This window comes from Bacillus sp. FSL R5-0523 (genome assembly GCF_037975295.1).
Lineage (GTDB): Bacteria > Bacillota > Bacilli > Bacillales > Bacillaceae > Bacillus > Bacillus subtilis.
Genome location: NZ_CP150251.1, coordinates 598,858 through 613,947 on the forward strand (window position 1 = coordinate 598,858; position 15,090 = coordinate 613,947).

Consider the following 15,090-nt stretch of genomic DNA (forward strand, 5'->3'; position numbering starts at 1 on the left):
CAGGATCAGTTTGAAATCATTGACAATGAAGCTAATGCCATGAAATAATACTCGTGAGTAACATTACTTTCGAGTATTATTTTTGGGGGTGGTCCTCGTTGAAAAGCAAAAAAGGACGTAAAGGAGAAGAAAGCCGGAAACGGTTACTCAAAGCTGCCGCTAATGAATTTTCGATTCGGGGATTCCATGACGCGAAGGTAAGTGAAATTGTGAAAAAAGCTGGGTTCACGCAGCCTTCATTTTACCTGTACTTTCAAAGCAAAGAAGCCATCTTTGCCGAGTTAATAACCGATTTTCACTCTCGAGTCAGAAAGCTGACAGAGTCACTTCTTCTGGAAAACGGATTAAACACGGAGGATGTATCAAAACGGGTACTGCTAGCTGTAGAGACTGTTTTTCAATTTTTGGCTGAGGACAAGGATTTAACCAAGATCGGCTTTTTTCTCAACCCGGAAGCACAACAAATGAAAAAAGACTTGGCGATGGTTTTGAAAGAGAACTTAGAAGCAGAACAGCGGCTTGGCTATTTTCACTCTGAACTGGATATGGAAACTGTCGCTGAGTGTTTGGTCGGCATGATTGAACATTTAACCGATTCATTTTTGTTAACCGGAATCAAAGATCCGGCAAGCCTCGCAGCAGAGGTTGTGAATCTTTTAATATACGGGATGCTTCCGAAAGGGAATGATGTAAGATGATATCTATTATTATGAAAGTCAGTTTGGCAGTTTTTATGCTTGCGGGAGGCATCATAAAGGTAAGCCGCGTTCCCTTTCAAGTTGAGCATTGGCGGCATTATCAATATCCATTATGGTTTCTGACTGTTACCGGCATTCTCGAAATAGCCGGGGCACTTGCTATGACAGCGGGAATTTGGAATCGGTATGCAGCGATTGGAGCAGGTGTTCTGTTTGTCGTTCTCATGGCGGGAGCCATTCATGCGCATATGTTTCGAGCAAGACAATCGGTCATCATGGCGATACCAGCGATGATTTGTTTGATTGTTTCTATCATGATCATCATGGGGAGTTACACGTAAGCTTTTCACTAATGTTTAAGAACAAGCCTATTTGCAGGAAATCTCCTTTTCTTATCGAATAATAGAAAGTCCAGGAATTAACTGAATCAGTAAAATAGAGCTCCATTTCTGCGTTATTCGTCCGGCATCAGCTGGGCTTTTTTTATAAAGGAGGAATACAGGATGACATTAACTTTGGAAGACATGACTGAGGAAGAGTTCGAAGCCTTTCGCGGGATGTCCGTGCATAATTATGCGAAACAAAACATAACGTCAGGAACTTGGACGGAAAAAGAGGCATTTGAGAAATCGGAGCAGGCATATGAGAACATGATTCCGAATGGGCGAGACAGCAGTAATCATTATTTTTGGAACATCACAAATGACCAAGAGGAAAGAATGGGCTGGCTCTGGCTGTATGCTGATCCGTTTCATCCGCAAAAGGAAGCGTTTATCTATTCCTTTGGATTGTATGAAGCCTTTCGCGGAAAAGGACTTGCTCAATTGGCGCTTCAAACGCTTGATGAAAGAGCAAGAGAGCTTGGTGCGGAAAGACTGGCCCTCCATGTGTTTGCGCACAACGAGACAGCCGTCTATCTTTATCAGAAGATGGGCTATGCCATGACCAATATTCGTATGCGAAAACAGCTATGCTGAAAAGTCGCTTACGTTACCCAAACACAACATGCCTATCTGGAGGCAGTGGCAGGGTACTATAAGTCATCATTAGAAACATTAAGGTCATGGGAAGGCTTGAACATATAAAGAAAAAAGGACAACAGCTGTTGTCCTTTTCAATGCCGCTTGAACTTTCTCCCTCAGTCTTTTTTGTCTTGATGATCCAGCTCTTTTATTCGTTTCGTAAGCTCATTGAAAGCCTGATCAAGCTCCTTATACCCTTTATCATTTGGCGTCATAAAACTGAGCTTTCCCAGCACTTCTTGTCTTTCTGTCTCAAGCTTTAACCGAAGCTCCTCCCGCTCATTTCTTTCTATAGGAGCGTCGTTTAACTGCTTTTCGATGCCTTTGTTTGAGATGACGAGTTTACTGTTTGTTGTTTTTTCGAGAAAGTATCGGTCATGTGAAACCGCCAGCAATGTGCCGCTGTATTGTGACAGTGTTTCTTCCAGCTGTTCGCGTGACGGCAGGTCGAGATGGTTTGTCGGCTCATCTAAAATCAGCACGTCTTTTTCCTCCAGAATATAGGCCATCAGTTTGATCTTTACACGCTCACCCATACTCATATGCTTGATCGGTTCAGTCCATTGGGCAGCTGTAAAACCTAAGTGCCTCATCAGATTTTGAACGTGCCCTCTTGCTTTAAATGTTTCATTCTCAAATAACTCTTCCGGTGTTTGTTCTAATGGCAAGTCAAACACCTCCTGCGTTAAATAGCCGATGTTTGCAGACGGTGATACCCATACGCTTCCTTCTGCTGTTTCCTGTCCAAGAATGATGTTCAGCAATGTCGTTTTTCCGCTGCCATTGGGGCCTATGATGGCAACCTTTTCGCCATGCTGAATTGTAAAGTTTGCGTTTTTAAAGAGGGTCCTTTCTCCAAACGCTTTTGTTACATTTTGAACTTCTAAAAAACGTTTTCCTGTTTTGTGGGTTGTATCGATTGAAAAGCGGACTGTATATTCTGGGGTAACGGGTTCCGCCTTTGCTTTTTCCAGCTCTTTTTCAAGCCGCTTCTGCTTGGATTTTATCTGGGCATCCGTACGCTTCGCTTTAACCCTGTGATATTCTTTAAACCCTTCCTTTTTCGTTGATTGGGCGTGGGCTTTTTCCGACCAAGAAGCGAGCTCATTCATTTGTGCTTCAATCCGTTCAACCATTTTTTGCTGCTTTTCATATTCACGCTGCTGGGTGAGTCTTTTCTTCTCCCGGAACTTCATATACCCGGAGTAATTCCCTTTGAATTCAATCAGCGTCTGATCCTCAAGCGACCATATTTTTGTTGTTGCTTCGTCTAAAAAATATCGATCGTGAGAAACGAGAATCACAGTGCCGCTATAATGTTTCAGCTGTTGGATGAGAAATTGCAAGCTTTTTTCATCAAGGTGGTTTGTCGGTTCATCTAACAGCAGCAGATCTGCATCCTCTGAGAGTCCTTTCGCCAGCCGCGCTTTCAGTTTTTCACCGCCGCTTAACTGATGAAATTCACGAAGGGGCACATGCCATTTCTCCAGTAACTTCTTTTCGGCAGGTGTCTGATTGGCAAAGGAATACGCCGCGGTTTCCTGTTCGACCAAAGCCATTTTTATATCCGCACGAAGGATTTGTCCTTGTGCAGGGGCCAAGTCGTTGTGAATAAGGTGCAGCAGCGTAGATTTCCCAGCGCCGTTTTTGCCGATAATCCCAATGATATCTCCTTGCTGAACACGGGCATTTACGTTTTTAAAAACAGATAGATCCTTCACTTCGTAGCTCACGTTTGTTAATGTTATCATCTCTTTCATCCATATCCCTCGCTTTAAAGGGAGAATAAAAAAATCCTCCCAAATGTGTTGGAAGGATTAGCCGTGCCTGTGCATGATCAAATAAGCTATTCTTTATAAATAGCGGTGTCGTTTATATAGAAAATGGGCAGACTAATCCTATTTTTTCTGATTTGAAATATTGATTTCAAACGGTAAAAATAAGATTAGTTAATCATTGTCCACCCATCATCCCTTCTTGTTTTGATTACAAACACTATAGCATACCTTCAAATTCAAAAGCAAAGGTCATTTTCATCAAAAAAAACTCCTGCTCTCATTTTTGAGGCAGGAGTTTCGAGTCTTATTGATGCTTCGCTTTTCTCACTTTATAAATCACAATCAGCAAAATAAACCAAACCGGTGTGACAAATAAGGAAACACGAGTATCCTGTGCCAGTGCCAGCACAACCAGGACAAACGCCAGGAACGCAAGAATCAGGTAATTTGTAAACGGATAAAGCGGAAGCTTAAACTTGTTTGTTTTCGCTAATTCAGGTCTTGTTTTGCGGTATTTCATATGGCAGATGACCGTAATCCCCCAAATGTAGATAAAGCATACGGTTGAAATGCTTGTGATCAGGGTGAATACGCCTTCTGGCATGATGTAGTTTAACGTAACACCGATTAAAATCACGATAGCCGAAAAGAATAAAGCATTTCTAGGCACTTTACGCTGAGTCAGTTTCGCCATTGACTCAGGCGCATTGTGATCTTTCGCCAGGGAATAGACCATACGGCTTGTACTGAATACAGCGCTGTTGCATGCTGAAGCAGCGGATGTCAACACAACAAAGTTGATAATACTTGCAGCCCCGACGATGCCAACAGCGACAAATACTTGTACGAATGGGCTTTCGCTGGGATTGATGACATCCCAAGGATAGATGCTCATAATCACGAGAAGAGCCCCGATATAAAAAAGCAGCACACGGACAGGGATATTGTTGATCGCCTTAGGGATTACTTTTTCAGGGTTTTCTGTTTCACCGGCTGTAAGCCCGACAAGCTCAATGCCGACAAAAGCAAACACAACCATCTGGAACGAGAGGATAAACCCATGCATGCCATTCGGGAACAGGCCTCCGTGGCTCCAGAGATTTGTGAAGCTGGACACTCCTGAGCTTGTGGAAAAGCCTTTGAAAATCATCACAAGGCCAATGACGATTAACGCCAAAATGGCAATGACTTTAATCAAAGCAAACCAAAATTCTAATTCTCCAAACAGCTTGACTGTCGCCAGGTTCATAATCAGTAAAATAATTAGAGCGATTAAGCCAGGCACCCATTGCGGCACACCCGGGAGCCAATATTGAGTGTAGAGCCCGACTGCTGTCAGATCAGCCATCGCAATGGAAATCCAGCAGAACCAATATGTCCAGCCGGTGATAAATGCTGCCATATCGCCTAGGTAGTCTTGTACAAAATCCACAAAAGAGTGATAGTTCAAGTTTGATAACAGCAGTTCACCCAGCGATCTCATAATTAAAAAGCAAATGATCCCTGTGATCATATAAGCAAATAAAATCGAAGGTCCGGCAAAATGAATCGATTTGCCCGAGCCGAGAAATAAGCCTGTCCCAATGGCTCCGCCGATGGCGATGAGCTGGATATGCCTGTTTTTCAAGCCTCTCTGCAACGTTTGCTGATTTATATTGTCTTTCGTCATGTCGTCTGTCACTTTATGTGTTCCTCCATTGAAAATTGTTTATTGAGTCAGCAATCTATTTTTAATGATTATTATAACACTAAAATTTCTATCTTTTTTACTAAAAAAGGATTGATGAAAAGAATTTTAATGTGATTTGGACTATTTCCCGAAAAAAGCGGCTCCATTTAGGGAGCCGCTTTTTTATGCTTTTTCAGTTTTTTTCATAAACAGGTAGAGCCCGTAATCTGTCGGTGCGGATGCGTAGCCTGCCTGCCGCAGCATTGCTGTGATATTGCCGCGGTGGTATGTCCCGTGGTTGACAACGTGGGGAAGCAGTTCGGAAACAGTTGTTTTCATGATTCCGCTTGAGGGATTTTGAATCTGGAGTGGCTTATTGAGCTGTTCTTTTTGCTGTAAAAATAGTATATAGCGCTCGGATAACCTCAGAAAAAGGTCTTCCATTTCCTCTATTTCTTTTGCCTCTGTCTGTTCTTTAAGCTGTTCAGCTAAAGCCAACGCATCGCTCAAGGTTTTGCCGGAAAACACTTCAATCCAGCCGAGATCAGAAAGATAAACATGAGACAATACATGGGATATTGATGGAAACACGCTTTGAATTTCTTGATGGTATACCTCTTTTGGAAGCTCTTTTAATCGGTTGAATATTTGCTGATTGGCCCAGACGTTATATTCATACAATTCGAATGCAAAATCTGACATGTTAAAATTCCCCCTTCGTGTGTATAGCTTCTATTATACACGAACGTGCGTTCTTATGGAGAGTGCTCGAAAATAAAATTTGTTGACATATATAGTTTAGAGGAATAAACTAATTGACATTGAACATAAAGTTTAGCGGGGTAAACTATAATGAGGAGGGGAAGATATTGAATGAACAAAAGCTATGTCAGGCGATAAACCTGTTTGTGGAAGTCCTGCTTGAAGGGACAGAATTTGTGCATCGTGAAATCAATCAGGATGTCTTCAAGCATATCTCAAGGGAACAGGCAGACCTGTTGAAAATTTTAAAAGTCAAGGGCCCAACCTCTCCCGGCAGCCTGGCCATGTACCAAAATGTACATAAGAGCGCGATCTCTAACAGACTGAAAAAGCTGCTCGAAAAGGGATTGGTTCAATGGGACGACTGTCCGGAAAAAAGTGATAGGCGCTCTAAGCTTATTAACATTACACCTAGTGGTGAACACATACTAGAAGAATTAGATTCTGCCATCTTTAACGCGCTCAAACCGCTGATTGATGATATAGATGAGGAACACTTACATTCCATCATCGAGATATTCACCATTTTAAAAAGCAAATTTAAAGGAGGAGATTCTGCCGAATGAGAGCAATCATCAAATTCAAGTGGGCAATTGCAGCCATAGTATTAGCACTTACCGTCGTTTTGAGTTTGTTTTCTCCGAACTTAACGGAGCTGGCCAATCAAAAGGGGCAGGCCCAGCTTCCCGCTGATGCTGTTTCAGAAAGGGCAAACGCCATTTTAAAACAAGCGGGAGAAGACAATAATTCGATCAGTGTCGTCTTTACATTAGACAACGCTTTAAAGAAAGAAACAGAGAATCAGCTTCGGATAATGATCGATAAAATTAAAAAGATCGACGGTGTAGAAGAGGTAACATCTCCTCTGTCAGCGGAAAAAGAAGTCAAATACCAGTTGATGTCGAAAGACAAGAAAACCGTTCTCATGCCTGTCACGATTACAGGTTCTGATAAAAAGGCGGAAAAAATTGCGGACGAGATTTATCAAATCGTTCCTGATGATTTGACGGCATATATTACGGGAGCTTCCCTTATCAACCAGGATTTCGCTCACAGCTCAGAGGAAGGGCTTAAGAAAACGGAAGTGATCACAGTCTGCCTGATCATCGGTTTACTGCTGATCGTGTTCCGATCTGTTGTGACGCCTTTTATCCCGATTGTGGTTGTCGGTTTTTCTTATCTGATCAGTCAATCCATACTGGGCATCCTTGTATACAATGTTGATTTTCCTATCTCGACGTTTACGCAAACCTTCTTAGTTGCGATCCTGTTCGGCATTGGAACAGATTACTGCATACTGCTTCTTACACGGTTCCGTGAAGAATTGGCAAACGGGCATGATAAAAAAGAAGCGGCGCTTATCGCTTACCGCACAGGGGGAAAAACCTTATTTATCAGCGGATTCGCGGTATTAATCGGATTTTCCGCCTTAGGATTTGCGAAGTTTGCGATTTTCCAATCCGCAGTAGGGGTAGCAGTCGGTGTGGGAATTTTAATGATCATCCTCTACACACTGCTGCCATTATTTATGGTGACGCTGGGTGAAAAATTATTCTGGCCTTCTAAGAAAGTGCTGTCGCACAGTGATAACAAATTATGGGCGTTTCTCGGCAGGCATTCCGTCGCTCGTCCGTTTCTGTTTATAGTCATCACGGTCATTATCACGCTTCCGTTCATCTTGACCTATGATGACCAGATTTCATTCGACTCAACTGCGGAAATCAGCAGCGATTATAAATCTATAAAAGCCCTCGAGGCCATTAAGGATGGATTCGGGGAAGGAAAAGCGTTCCCGATCAATGTTGTCGTAAAAGGAGACAAAGATCTTACAACAGCTGATACAATCCCTTATCTAGGAAATATCAGCAAAGCGATCGAGAAAGTCGATCATGTTGACTCTGTCATGACCATCACGCAGCCGACTGGTGAAAAAATCAAAGATTTATATATTGATAACCAGCTAGGATCGGTTTCAGACGGGCTGGATAAGACGGTAAAAGGGATTGCTGATGTCCAAAGCGGATTAACGGATATAGAAAACGGACTGAATCAAATGGCAGGGCAAACTGGCTCGGCCTCAAATAGCAGCAGCTCTGGCGGTTCACTGGAGAATGCGGCAGATGGCTTGGGCAAAATCAATCAGCAGCTGCAGCTCGTGAGCAAACAGATTTCTCAAACCGGCAACACCGCACAGACCGTGCAGCAGCTTACGGCAATCAGCGGACAGCTTGGCCAGATTCAAACCGGCCTTGAACAAGCGAACCAACAGCTCTCAGGCCAGCAGGCACAAGCCGGAACGCTGACAGAAAGCCTGAAGAAGCTGTCCGAAGGCGTGAAAAGCGCAAATGATGGCCTGACGAAAGTCTCTGACGGTATTACAGCTTCCAGTGATATGTTAGAGGACATGAGCAAAAGTCCAACTGTAAGAGATACAGGCATATTCATTCCTGATCAAGTAATGAAGGACAAAGACTTTAAGAAGTCAATTGACCAGTATTCCTTTGCAGACGGCAAAGGTGTTCAATTAAGTGTCGTTCTGGATTCAAATCCGTACTCAGAACAAGCTATTACGACAATAAACCAAATCAAAAAAGCTGTCTCAAACGAAGTTGACGGCACTCCTTTGGAGGATGCTCAGATCGTGTACGGCGGGGTCACGAGTATGAATGCGGACTTAAAAGAGCTGTCCACAACGGACTTCTCCAGAACAATGGTGATCATGATTATAGGCCTGTTTATCGTGTTAACCATTTTGTTCCGCTCCATGATCGTGCCGATTTATATGCTCGCGTCACTGCTGCTGACGTACTATACGTCGATATCCATAACAGAATTAATTTTTGTAAACGGCTTAGGAAACGCGGGTGTCAGCTGGGCAGTACCATTCTTCAGCTTTGTCATCTTGATCGCGTTAGGGGTAGATTATTCAATCTTCTTGCTGGATCGATTTAAGGAAGAGGTGCACCTTGGCATTGAGCAAGGTGTTGTCAGGTCAATGAGCAAAATGGGATCTGTCATTATTACAGCTGCCATTATATTGGCCGGTACGTTCGCGGCGATGATGCCTTCAGGCGTCAATACACTGATGCAGGTGGCAAGTGTTATTATCATCGGGCTCTTGCTTTACGGCCTTGTCATACTTCCGCTTTTCATCCCGGCAATCATTGCGACCTTTGGAGAAGGAAACTGGTGGCCGTTCGGCAGGAAGAAAGGAAAAGAGTAATCGAGAGAAGAGTGATGAATGGTCATCACTCTTTTTTCATGATCTAAACGACGAACTTCAGACGTGTTACCCAAAAAAGGTCAGACGATCAAACGGCGGCTGTACTTAAAAACAAAGAGCCCGGAAAACATTCCCGGGCTCTTTGTTTTATTTCCATTCTGCAATTGTATCAATCGGCAGACGGTAGGAAGCATAGCCTTCGTCTGCTGCTTTTCCGATAGAAAGTAGCATAACCGGTACATAACGTTCTTTATCTAATCCGAAGGTTTCCGCGATGTTTTCTTTATCGTATCCGCCGATCGGGTTTGTATCGTAGCCATGCGCGCGTGCAGTCAGCATCAGCTGCATGGAAACGAGACCTCCGTCAATCAGGATCGTTTCACGGTTGACCTGTGCCGGAAGCTTTTCAAAATGTGCGGTCAGCGCGGCGATTTGTCTGTCTTTAACCTCCTGCGGCATGTAACCAAGTTCCACGGCTTTTGAATAGATTTCTTCTAAGTAGTCTGCATTGTTCATGTCTGCAAATACAGCGATGACAGCAGATGATGTTGTGACTTGTGTTTGGTTAAAGCTTGCAAGCGGTGCGAGCTTTTCTTTTCCTTCCGGGCTGTCAATGACAAGAAAACGCCATGGCTGCGCGTTAACAGAAGATGGCGCAGTTGTTGCTTCCTCTAAGATCTCTGTCATTTCTTCTTTGCTGATTTTTACTGTCGGATCATAGTTGCGAATAGAACGGCGGCCTTTCATAATTTCCATAAAATCGTTTGTTTTGATCATGTTGATACACTCCTCTTAAGCTTCGATATTATTTATATTGTTTCGCATGCGCGCCAGCACATCAATGAGCAGGCGGCGTTCTTCTGCGCTTACATTTGCGAGCATTTCCTTCATGAAACGCTCCTTTTCCTTCTTAGAAGACTCGATTCGCTCTCTTCCTTGGTCTGTTAACCGAACAAGGGTGATGCGGTTGTCCTCGGGCTTGCGCCGCCTTGATACCATGCCTTTGGCTTCCAGCTGTTTCAGGTGTCTGGTAACGGCTGCGCTATCGATATTTACTTTCTTTTGAAGGTCGCTTTGACTGATCTCATCTGCATGATAAAGCAATGTCAGCAATTCCAAACGAGATTGGCTGATGCCCGTGCATGCCTCGAACTTCACGCCAATCACCTTGTTCACGCCTTGCAGCTGATATAAAATCTCGGCTTCCTCTGAACAAAATGACGCCAAAACCCATCCCTTCTTTCCTGTCAAAACTATTAATTGATATATCAATGATTGACACGTCAATTAATATACAACGATTGATTTCATCTTGCAAGCCATTTGCATCTTCGAAAAACCTCCCAGCGGAATATCACTTTGCCGAGCCCGTGCTCAAGCGGCTTTCACAGGCTGAAAGTTATGATACAATATACAAATGTTTCACAGCTTCAATCCATTGTTGGAGCTGACATCCATTATATAAGGGACTAGGTTGAAGGGAAGGTTTGATAACATGCTGCACAATCCAACTGGAAAAGAACGCTTGGCACTAGCGTTTCTGCTCGGCATGCTTGCTATATTGGGCCCGCTTAATATAGATATGTATTTGCCAAGTTTTCCTGAAATCGCGGAAGATTTATCAGCAAGTGCTTCACTTGTTCAGTTAAGTTTAACAGCCTGTCTGGTCGGGCTTACGATCGGCCAGCTGATTGTCGGGCCGGTCAGCGATGCGCAGGGAAGACGAAAACCGCTATTAATCTGTATCTTTTTATTTGCGTTATCTTCTCTGTTTTGTGCACTGTCGCCCAATATAACAACTTTAGTGGCTGCGCGTTTTTTACAGGGCTTCACTGCTTCTGCAGGGCTTGTGCTGTCTCGCGCAATCGTCCGCGATGTGTTTACCGGAAGAGAGCTTTCTAAATTTTTCTCGCTGTTAATGGTCATTACCGCGGTGGCGCCAATGGTTGCGCCTATGACAGGCGGTGCCATTTTGCTTTTGCCGTTCGCAACGTGGCATACAATTTTTCACGTCCTCATGATCATCGGATTTTTACTTGTTCTTCTGATTGCATTGAGATTAAAAGAAACGCTTCCGCCGGAAAAACGGATTCCAAGCTCAATCGGAACATCCGTCAAAACGATGGGCAGCCTGCTGAAGGATCGATCCTTTATGGGGTACGCGTTAACTGTCGGATTTATTCACGGGGGAAGCTTTGCATATGTGTCTGGTACGCCTTTTGTATACCAGGATATCTACGGGGTGTCTCCGCAGGTATTTAGTATTCTTTTTGGCATTAACGGGCTGGCGATTATATCGGGCAGCTTTATCATCGGACGCTTTGGCGGAATCATTCATGAAAAAAGCCTGCTTCGTATAGCGGTCATTACGGCTATAATTGCGACGGCTGTGCTATTAACCATGACCATGATTCACGGTCCTCTTGCTACATTAGTCATATCCATTTTCATTTACATGATTACGATCGGCATGGTTCTGACCAGCACGTTTACCCTGGCCATGGAAAAGCAGGGGCACCGCGCCGGAAGTGCAAGTGCGCTGCTTGGAATGCTTCCGCTGCTCCTCGGTTCAATCGTGTCACCGCTTGTAGGCATTAATGAGACAACAGCCGTTCCGATGGGAGCCATCATGTTTGTGACAGCTGTCATCGGCTCATTAGCTTTTTTTGGATTAACGAAAGAACGAGTAGGGCAGAATTCATAAAAAAACCTGACATGACGTCAGGTTTTTTGTTTTATTTAGAATAACAACAGCAGGCCTGCAATCGCCGGAGTCAAAAAGATGGCTGATTTCAAAACCACCTTTGGCATGAGGTTGGTGAATTTCGCGCCTACATAGGCACCGCACATTGTCCCGACCAGAACTTTGACAAGCAATACATAATCAACAAAACCTTCTGTGATATATCCGATGCCTCCACCTACAGCCAGAGGGATGATCACAAGCATCGTCGTTCCGACAGAATGGCGAATAGACAGATTCAGCATAATCATTAAACCGATTTGAATAAAAGGTGCCGACCCGATGCCGAATGTGCCGGAAAGCACGCCGGCTACAATTCCTAAGATGACCGCTCTCGTATACGTTGAAAGAGTGCTTTGATTCACTTGAGCCTTCTCTTTTAAAATAAATAATCTGATTAAAATGAGAATTGCTGATAAAAATAACATTCCAGCCGTCAAATAATGAAGCAAATCAGCCGGAATAAAAGATGTCAGCTTGGCGCCGAAAAATGAGCCAACCGCAGCAAAGCCTCCGACTATTAAGCCGATTTTCATTTGAATGTTGCCCTCGCGATAGTGGCTGTATGCCCCTGATAAGCTTGTAAAAGCCATGCCGGCAAGCGAAGTGCCTAAAGCCGTATGAATCGGGATATGGAAAAGAAGCGTTAAAAGGGCAATGACAAAGCCGGCTCCACCGGCGCCAATAAAGCCTAAAATAATTCCTAGAAGAAACATAACAAGAATAATGAGCATATTTTTTCCTCCATTGAAAAGATGTAAAAATGTAATCGTGCGCTATTCTGGCGGAGGTATGGTGTCCTATTGACGAAGAAAAACACGCCGTTTTTCAGTTGCCAGTAGTCCGTCGACCGTCGTTCAGCAAACATATCGTACCTCAAATTTTGAGATCTGACAAGGCAGTTTGTTGCTTCCCATTACCATCTGTTATATGATTTTGATGAAGAAAAGCCCTTGAATATATTCAAAAGAGGTATTATATATGGACGATTTTAAATTAGATAAGCCGACCCCCTACTACCTGCAATTTTATAACCAGCTAAAAAAAATGATCTTCAACGGGACTTTTAAGCCTGGGGAACGGATAAACGAAACACAGCTGGCGAAAAGCTTTGGTGTCAGCCGCTCTCCGATAAGGGAAGCCATGCGATTGCTTGAGAAAGATGGTTTGTTAAAAGCGGATGACCGAAATGGATTTTCGATCACGTCATTAACGGCAAAAGATGTAGATGAGATTTATAAAATCAGAATTCCGCTGGAGCAGCTGGCAGTCGAATTAGTCATAGACGAAGCGGACGAAGAAGAGCTGACCATACTCGAAAAACAGCTTGAAGAAACAGAGAAAGCCATTCACAACGGCACGGAAGATACGGAAATCATTCGTTTAAACCAAAAATTTCATGAGCTGCTGGTTGATTTCAGCCATAACAGACATTTGAAAAATTTGCTTGAGCATGTAAATGATCTGATTCATTTTTGCAGAATCCTTAATTATACCGGCGACCACCGTGCAGAAACGATACTGCGTGAGCACCGCAGGATATTTGAAGAAGTGAAAAAGAAAAACAAAGAAGCAGCCAAACAACATGTACTGGCTCATTTCAATCATGACTGTGAGCATTTGAAGCATGTGCTTGAAGAAGGCAAAGAGAATTGATTTTTATGATCCGGTACCAAGGGGGAGCAGAACCCTTGGTATTTTTTTATGTATTCACCACATATCTAAGAGGCCCCGTTAATAAGATTTTATGATGGTTTGACTAACGAATAATGGGGGTTAAACATGTTTATCCATATCGTCGGGCCTGGTGATTCTTTGTTTTCAATAGGCAGAAGATACGGTGCTTCTGTTGATCAAATACGGGGTGTGAATGGTTTAGATGAAACGAATATCGTGCCGGGGCAGGCTCTGCTTATCCCTCTTTATGTATATACAGTCCAGCCGGGAGATACGCTTACCGCCATTGCAGCTAAAGCGTTTGTGCCATTAGAGCGACTGCGAGCCGCCAATCCGGGCATCAGCCCAAATGCTTTACAAGCAGGAGCAAAAATAACGATTCCTTCGATCTCAAATTACATTGCGGGAACATTAAGTTTTTATGTGCTCCGAAACCCAGACCTCGATCGGGAATTAATCAATGATTATGCGCCATACTCGTCTTCGATTTCGATTTTCGAATACCATATTGCACCGAACGGGGACATTGCAAACCAATTGAATGATGCGGCTGCTATCGAGACAACTTGGCAAAGACGAGTCACGCCGCTGGCGACTATAACAAACCTTACATCAACAGGATTCAGTACAGAACTCGTTCACCAAGTCCTGAACAACCCGACAGCGAGAACCAATCTGGTCAACAATATTTATGACTTAGTTTCCACAAGGGGATATGGCGGTGTGACAATCGATTTTGAACAGGTGAGCGCCGAGGATCGTGACCTTTTCACTGGTTTTTTGCGTCAGCTGAGAGATCGCCTTCAGGCGGGAGGATATGTGCTGACGATAGCTGTTCCGGCAAAAACAAGCGATAATATCCCCTGGCTGAGAGGCTATGATTACGGAGGAATAGGAGCGGTTGTTAATTATATGTTTATCATGGCTTATGATTGGCATCATGCCGGAAGTGAGCCGGGTCCTGTAGCGCCGATTACTGAAATAAGGAGAACCATTGAGTTTACGATTGCGCAGGTGCCGAGCAGAAAAATCATTATCGGAGTCCCGCTCTACGGGTACGACTGGATCATCCCGTATCAGCCGGGCACAGTTGCTTCAGCGATTTCAAATCAAAACGCAATCGAAAGAGCGATGAGGTACCAAGCCCCGATACAATATTCAGCCGAATATCAATCACCGTTTTTCCGGTACAGTGATCAGCAGGGGCGGACGCATGAGGTATGGTTTGAGGATGTCAGGAGCATGAGCCGGAAGATGCAGATCGTCCGCGAATACAGATTGCAGGCTATTGGCGCTTGGCAGTTAACGCTGGGCTTTACACCGGGCCCATGGCTTCTGCGGAAATTTTTTACGATCAGAAAAGTATAAAAAAAGACACCAGAGTTTGGGTGTCTTTTTTTTGATTAAGTCCAGAGCAGCAGAATAGTTCATTCATTTGTACCTTGCATGGGTTGTGTTCCCATTTTACGATTAGTAGTAGTCTGATCAAACAAAGAGTCAGAATACGATTTGAGAGGG

The 15,090-nt window shown here is 43.8% G+C and carries 14 protein-coding genes; 8 read left to right on the top strand and 6 right to left on the bottom strand.

Annotated features, from left to right (window positions below):
* Positions 1-98 precede the first annotated feature (98 nt).
* From NYE53_RS03120 to NYE53_RS03130, 3 genes are all read left to right on the top strand, one after another.
* Positions 99-698: a TetR/AcrR family transcriptional regulator gene (locus tag NYE53_RS03120; protein ID WP_095252681.1), complete on the top strand. Its 600-nt coding sequence runs from the start codon at positions 99-101 to the stop codon at positions 696-698.
* Positions 695-1,039, top strand: coding sequence for a DoxX family protein (locus NYE53_RS03125; protein ID WP_014475960.1), 345 nt, complete (start codon positions 695-697; stop codon positions 1,037-1,039). Before NYE53_RS03120 ends, NYE53_RS03125 begins: the two co-directional genes overlap by 4 nt.
* A 162-nt stretch (positions 1,040-1,201) precedes the next feature.
* Positions 1,202-1,675, top strand: a complete 474-nt coding sequence (locus NYE53_RS03130) for a GNAT family N-acetyltransferase (protein WP_339247203.1) — start codon at positions 1,202-1,204, stop codon at positions 1,673-1,675.
* A gap of 161 nt (positions 1,676-1,836) precedes the next feature.
* Here the strand turns inward: NYE53_RS03130 and vmlR are convergent, their stop codons facing one another.
* The 3 genes from vmlR to dinB all read right to left on the bottom strand — a co-directional run bounded on the left by vmlR (position 1,837) and on the right by dinB (position 5,869).
* The gene (vmlR, locus tag NYE53_RS03135) at positions 1,837-3,480 is read right to left on the bottom strand and encodes an ABC-F type ribosomal protection protein VmlR (protein ID WP_339247205.1); all 1,644 of its coding nucleotides are present in this window, start codon (positions 3,478-3,480) and stop codon (positions 1,837-1,839) included.
* 322 nt (positions 3,481-3,802) lie between these two features.
* The gene (locus NYE53_RS03140; RefSeq protein WP_014475969.1) at positions 3,803-5,179 is read right to left on the bottom strand and encodes an amino acid permease; all 1,377 of its coding nucleotides are present in this window, start codon (positions 5,177-5,179) and stop codon (positions 3,803-3,805) included.
* Positions 5,180-5,350: 171 nt separating this feature from the next.
* Positions 5,351-5,869 (bottom strand): damage-inducible protein DinB, encoded by a 519-nt coding sequence (dinB, locus tag NYE53_RS03145; protein ID WP_339247207.1) that lies wholly within the window; start codon positions 5,867-5,869, stop codon positions 5,351-5,353.
* Positions 5,870-6,036: 167 nt separating this feature from the next.
* On the opposite strand from dinB, the gene NYE53_RS03150 reads away from it, so the two are divergent.
* Together NYE53_RS03150 and NYE53_RS03155 are read left to right on the top strand one after the other, a co-directional pair.
* Positions 6,037-6,495 carry a MarR family transcriptional regulator gene (locus NYE53_RS03150; protein WP_003242874.1) on the top strand — a complete coding sequence of 153 codons (459 nt, stop codon included), beginning with the start codon at positions 6,037-6,039 and terminating at the stop codon, positions 6,493-6,495.
* Positions 6,492-9,152: an MMPL family transporter gene (locus NYE53_RS03155; protein ID WP_339247209.1), complete on the top strand. Its 2,661-nt coding sequence runs from the start codon at positions 6,492-6,494 to the stop codon at positions 9,150-9,152. The genes NYE53_RS03150 and NYE53_RS03155 overlap by 4 nt, the downstream gene beginning before the upstream one ends.
* A 147-nt stretch (positions 9,153-9,299) precedes the next feature.
* On the opposite strand, the gene NYE53_RS03160 is transcribed toward NYE53_RS03155, so the two are convergent.
* Together NYE53_RS03160 and NYE53_RS03165 are read right to left on the bottom strand one after the other, a co-directional pair.
* The gene (locus tag NYE53_RS03160) at positions 9,300-9,929 is read right to left on the bottom strand and encodes a nitroreductase family protein (protein ID WP_014112842.1); all 630 of its coding nucleotides are present in this window, start codon (positions 9,927-9,929) and stop codon (positions 9,300-9,302) included.
* A gap of 15 nt (positions 9,930-9,944) precedes the next feature.
* Positions 9,945-10,439 (bottom strand): MarR family transcriptional regulator, encoded by a 495-nt coding sequence (locus NYE53_RS03165; protein ID WP_015252703.1) that lies wholly within the window; start codon positions 10,437-10,439, stop codon positions 9,945-9,947.
* A 208-nt stretch (positions 10,440-10,647) separates the two neighbouring features.
* On the opposite strand from NYE53_RS03165, the gene NYE53_RS03170 reads away from it, so the two are divergent.
* Entirely contained in the window at positions 10,648-11,856 is a 1,209-nt protein-coding gene (locus NYE53_RS03170; protein WP_123374418.1) for a Bcr/CflA family efflux MFS transporter, read from the top strand.
* A 35-nt stretch (positions 11,857-11,891) separates the two neighbouring features.
* Here NYE53_RS03170 and NYE53_RS03175 read toward each other — a convergent pair whose 3' ends face one another.
* Complete coding sequence (locus tag NYE53_RS03175) at positions 11,892-12,629, bottom strand: sulfite exporter TauE/SafE family protein (protein WP_015252701.1); 738 nt, start codon at positions 12,627-12,629, stop codon at positions 11,892-11,894.
* A gap of 247 nt (positions 12,630-12,876) precedes the next feature.
* On the opposite strand from NYE53_RS03175, the gene NYE53_RS03180 reads away from it, so the two are divergent.
* Positions 12,877-13,551 carry a GntR family transcriptional regulator gene (locus NYE53_RS03180; protein ID WP_003234129.1) on the top strand — a complete coding sequence of 225 codons (675 nt, stop codon included), beginning with the start codon at positions 12,877-12,879 and terminating at the stop codon, positions 13,549-13,551.
* 126 nt (positions 13,552-13,677) lie between these two features.
* Positions 13,678-14,940 carry a glycoside hydrolase family 18 protein gene (locus NYE53_RS03185; RefSeq protein WP_339247211.1) on the top strand — a complete coding sequence of 421 codons (1,263 nt, stop codon included), beginning with the start codon at positions 13,678-13,680 and terminating at the stop codon, positions 14,938-14,940.
* Positions 14,941-15,090: the final 150 nt, after the last annotated feature.

Excerpts from the sequence above, each read along its gene's own strand:
- NYE53_RS03125 (WP_014475960.1), top strand. The coding sequence starts at position 695 with ATGATATCTATTATTATGAAAGTCAGTTTGGCAGTTTTTATGCTTGCG.
- NYE53_RS03130 (WP_339247203.1), top strand. The coding sequence starts at position 1,202 with ATGACATTAACTTTGGAAGACATGACTGAGGAAGAGTTCGAAGCCTTT.
- vmlR (WP_339247205.1), bottom strand. The coding sequence starts at position 3,480 with ATGAAAGAGATGATAACATTAACAAACGTGAGCTACGAAGTGAAGGAT.
- dinB (WP_339247207.1), bottom strand. The coding sequence starts at position 5,869 with ATGTCAGATTTTGCATTCGAATTGTATGAATATAACGTCTGGGCCAAT.
- NYE53_RS03155 (WP_339247209.1), top strand. The coding sequence starts at position 6,492 with ATGAGAGCAATCATCAAATTCAAGTGGGCAATTGCAGCCATAGTATTA.
- NYE53_RS03160 (WP_014112842.1), bottom strand. The coding sequence starts at position 9,929 with ATGATCAAAACAAACGATTTTATGGAAATTATGAAAGGCCGCCGTTCT.
- NYE53_RS03170 (WP_123374418.1), top strand. The coding sequence starts at position 10,648 with ATGCTGCACAATCCAACTGGAAAAGAACGCTTGGCACTAGCGTTTCTG.
- NYE53_RS03175 (WP_015252701.1), bottom strand. The coding sequence starts at position 12,629 with ATGCTCATTATTCTTGTTATGTTTCTTCTAGGAATTATTTTAGGCTTT.
- NYE53_RS03180 (WP_003234129.1), top strand. The coding sequence starts at position 12,877 with ATGGACGATTTTAAATTAGATAAGCCGACCCCCTACTACCTGCAATTT.
- NYE53_RS03185 (WP_339247211.1), top strand. The coding sequence starts at position 13,678 with ATGTTTATCCATATCGTCGGGCCTGGTGATTCTTTGTTTTCAATAGGC.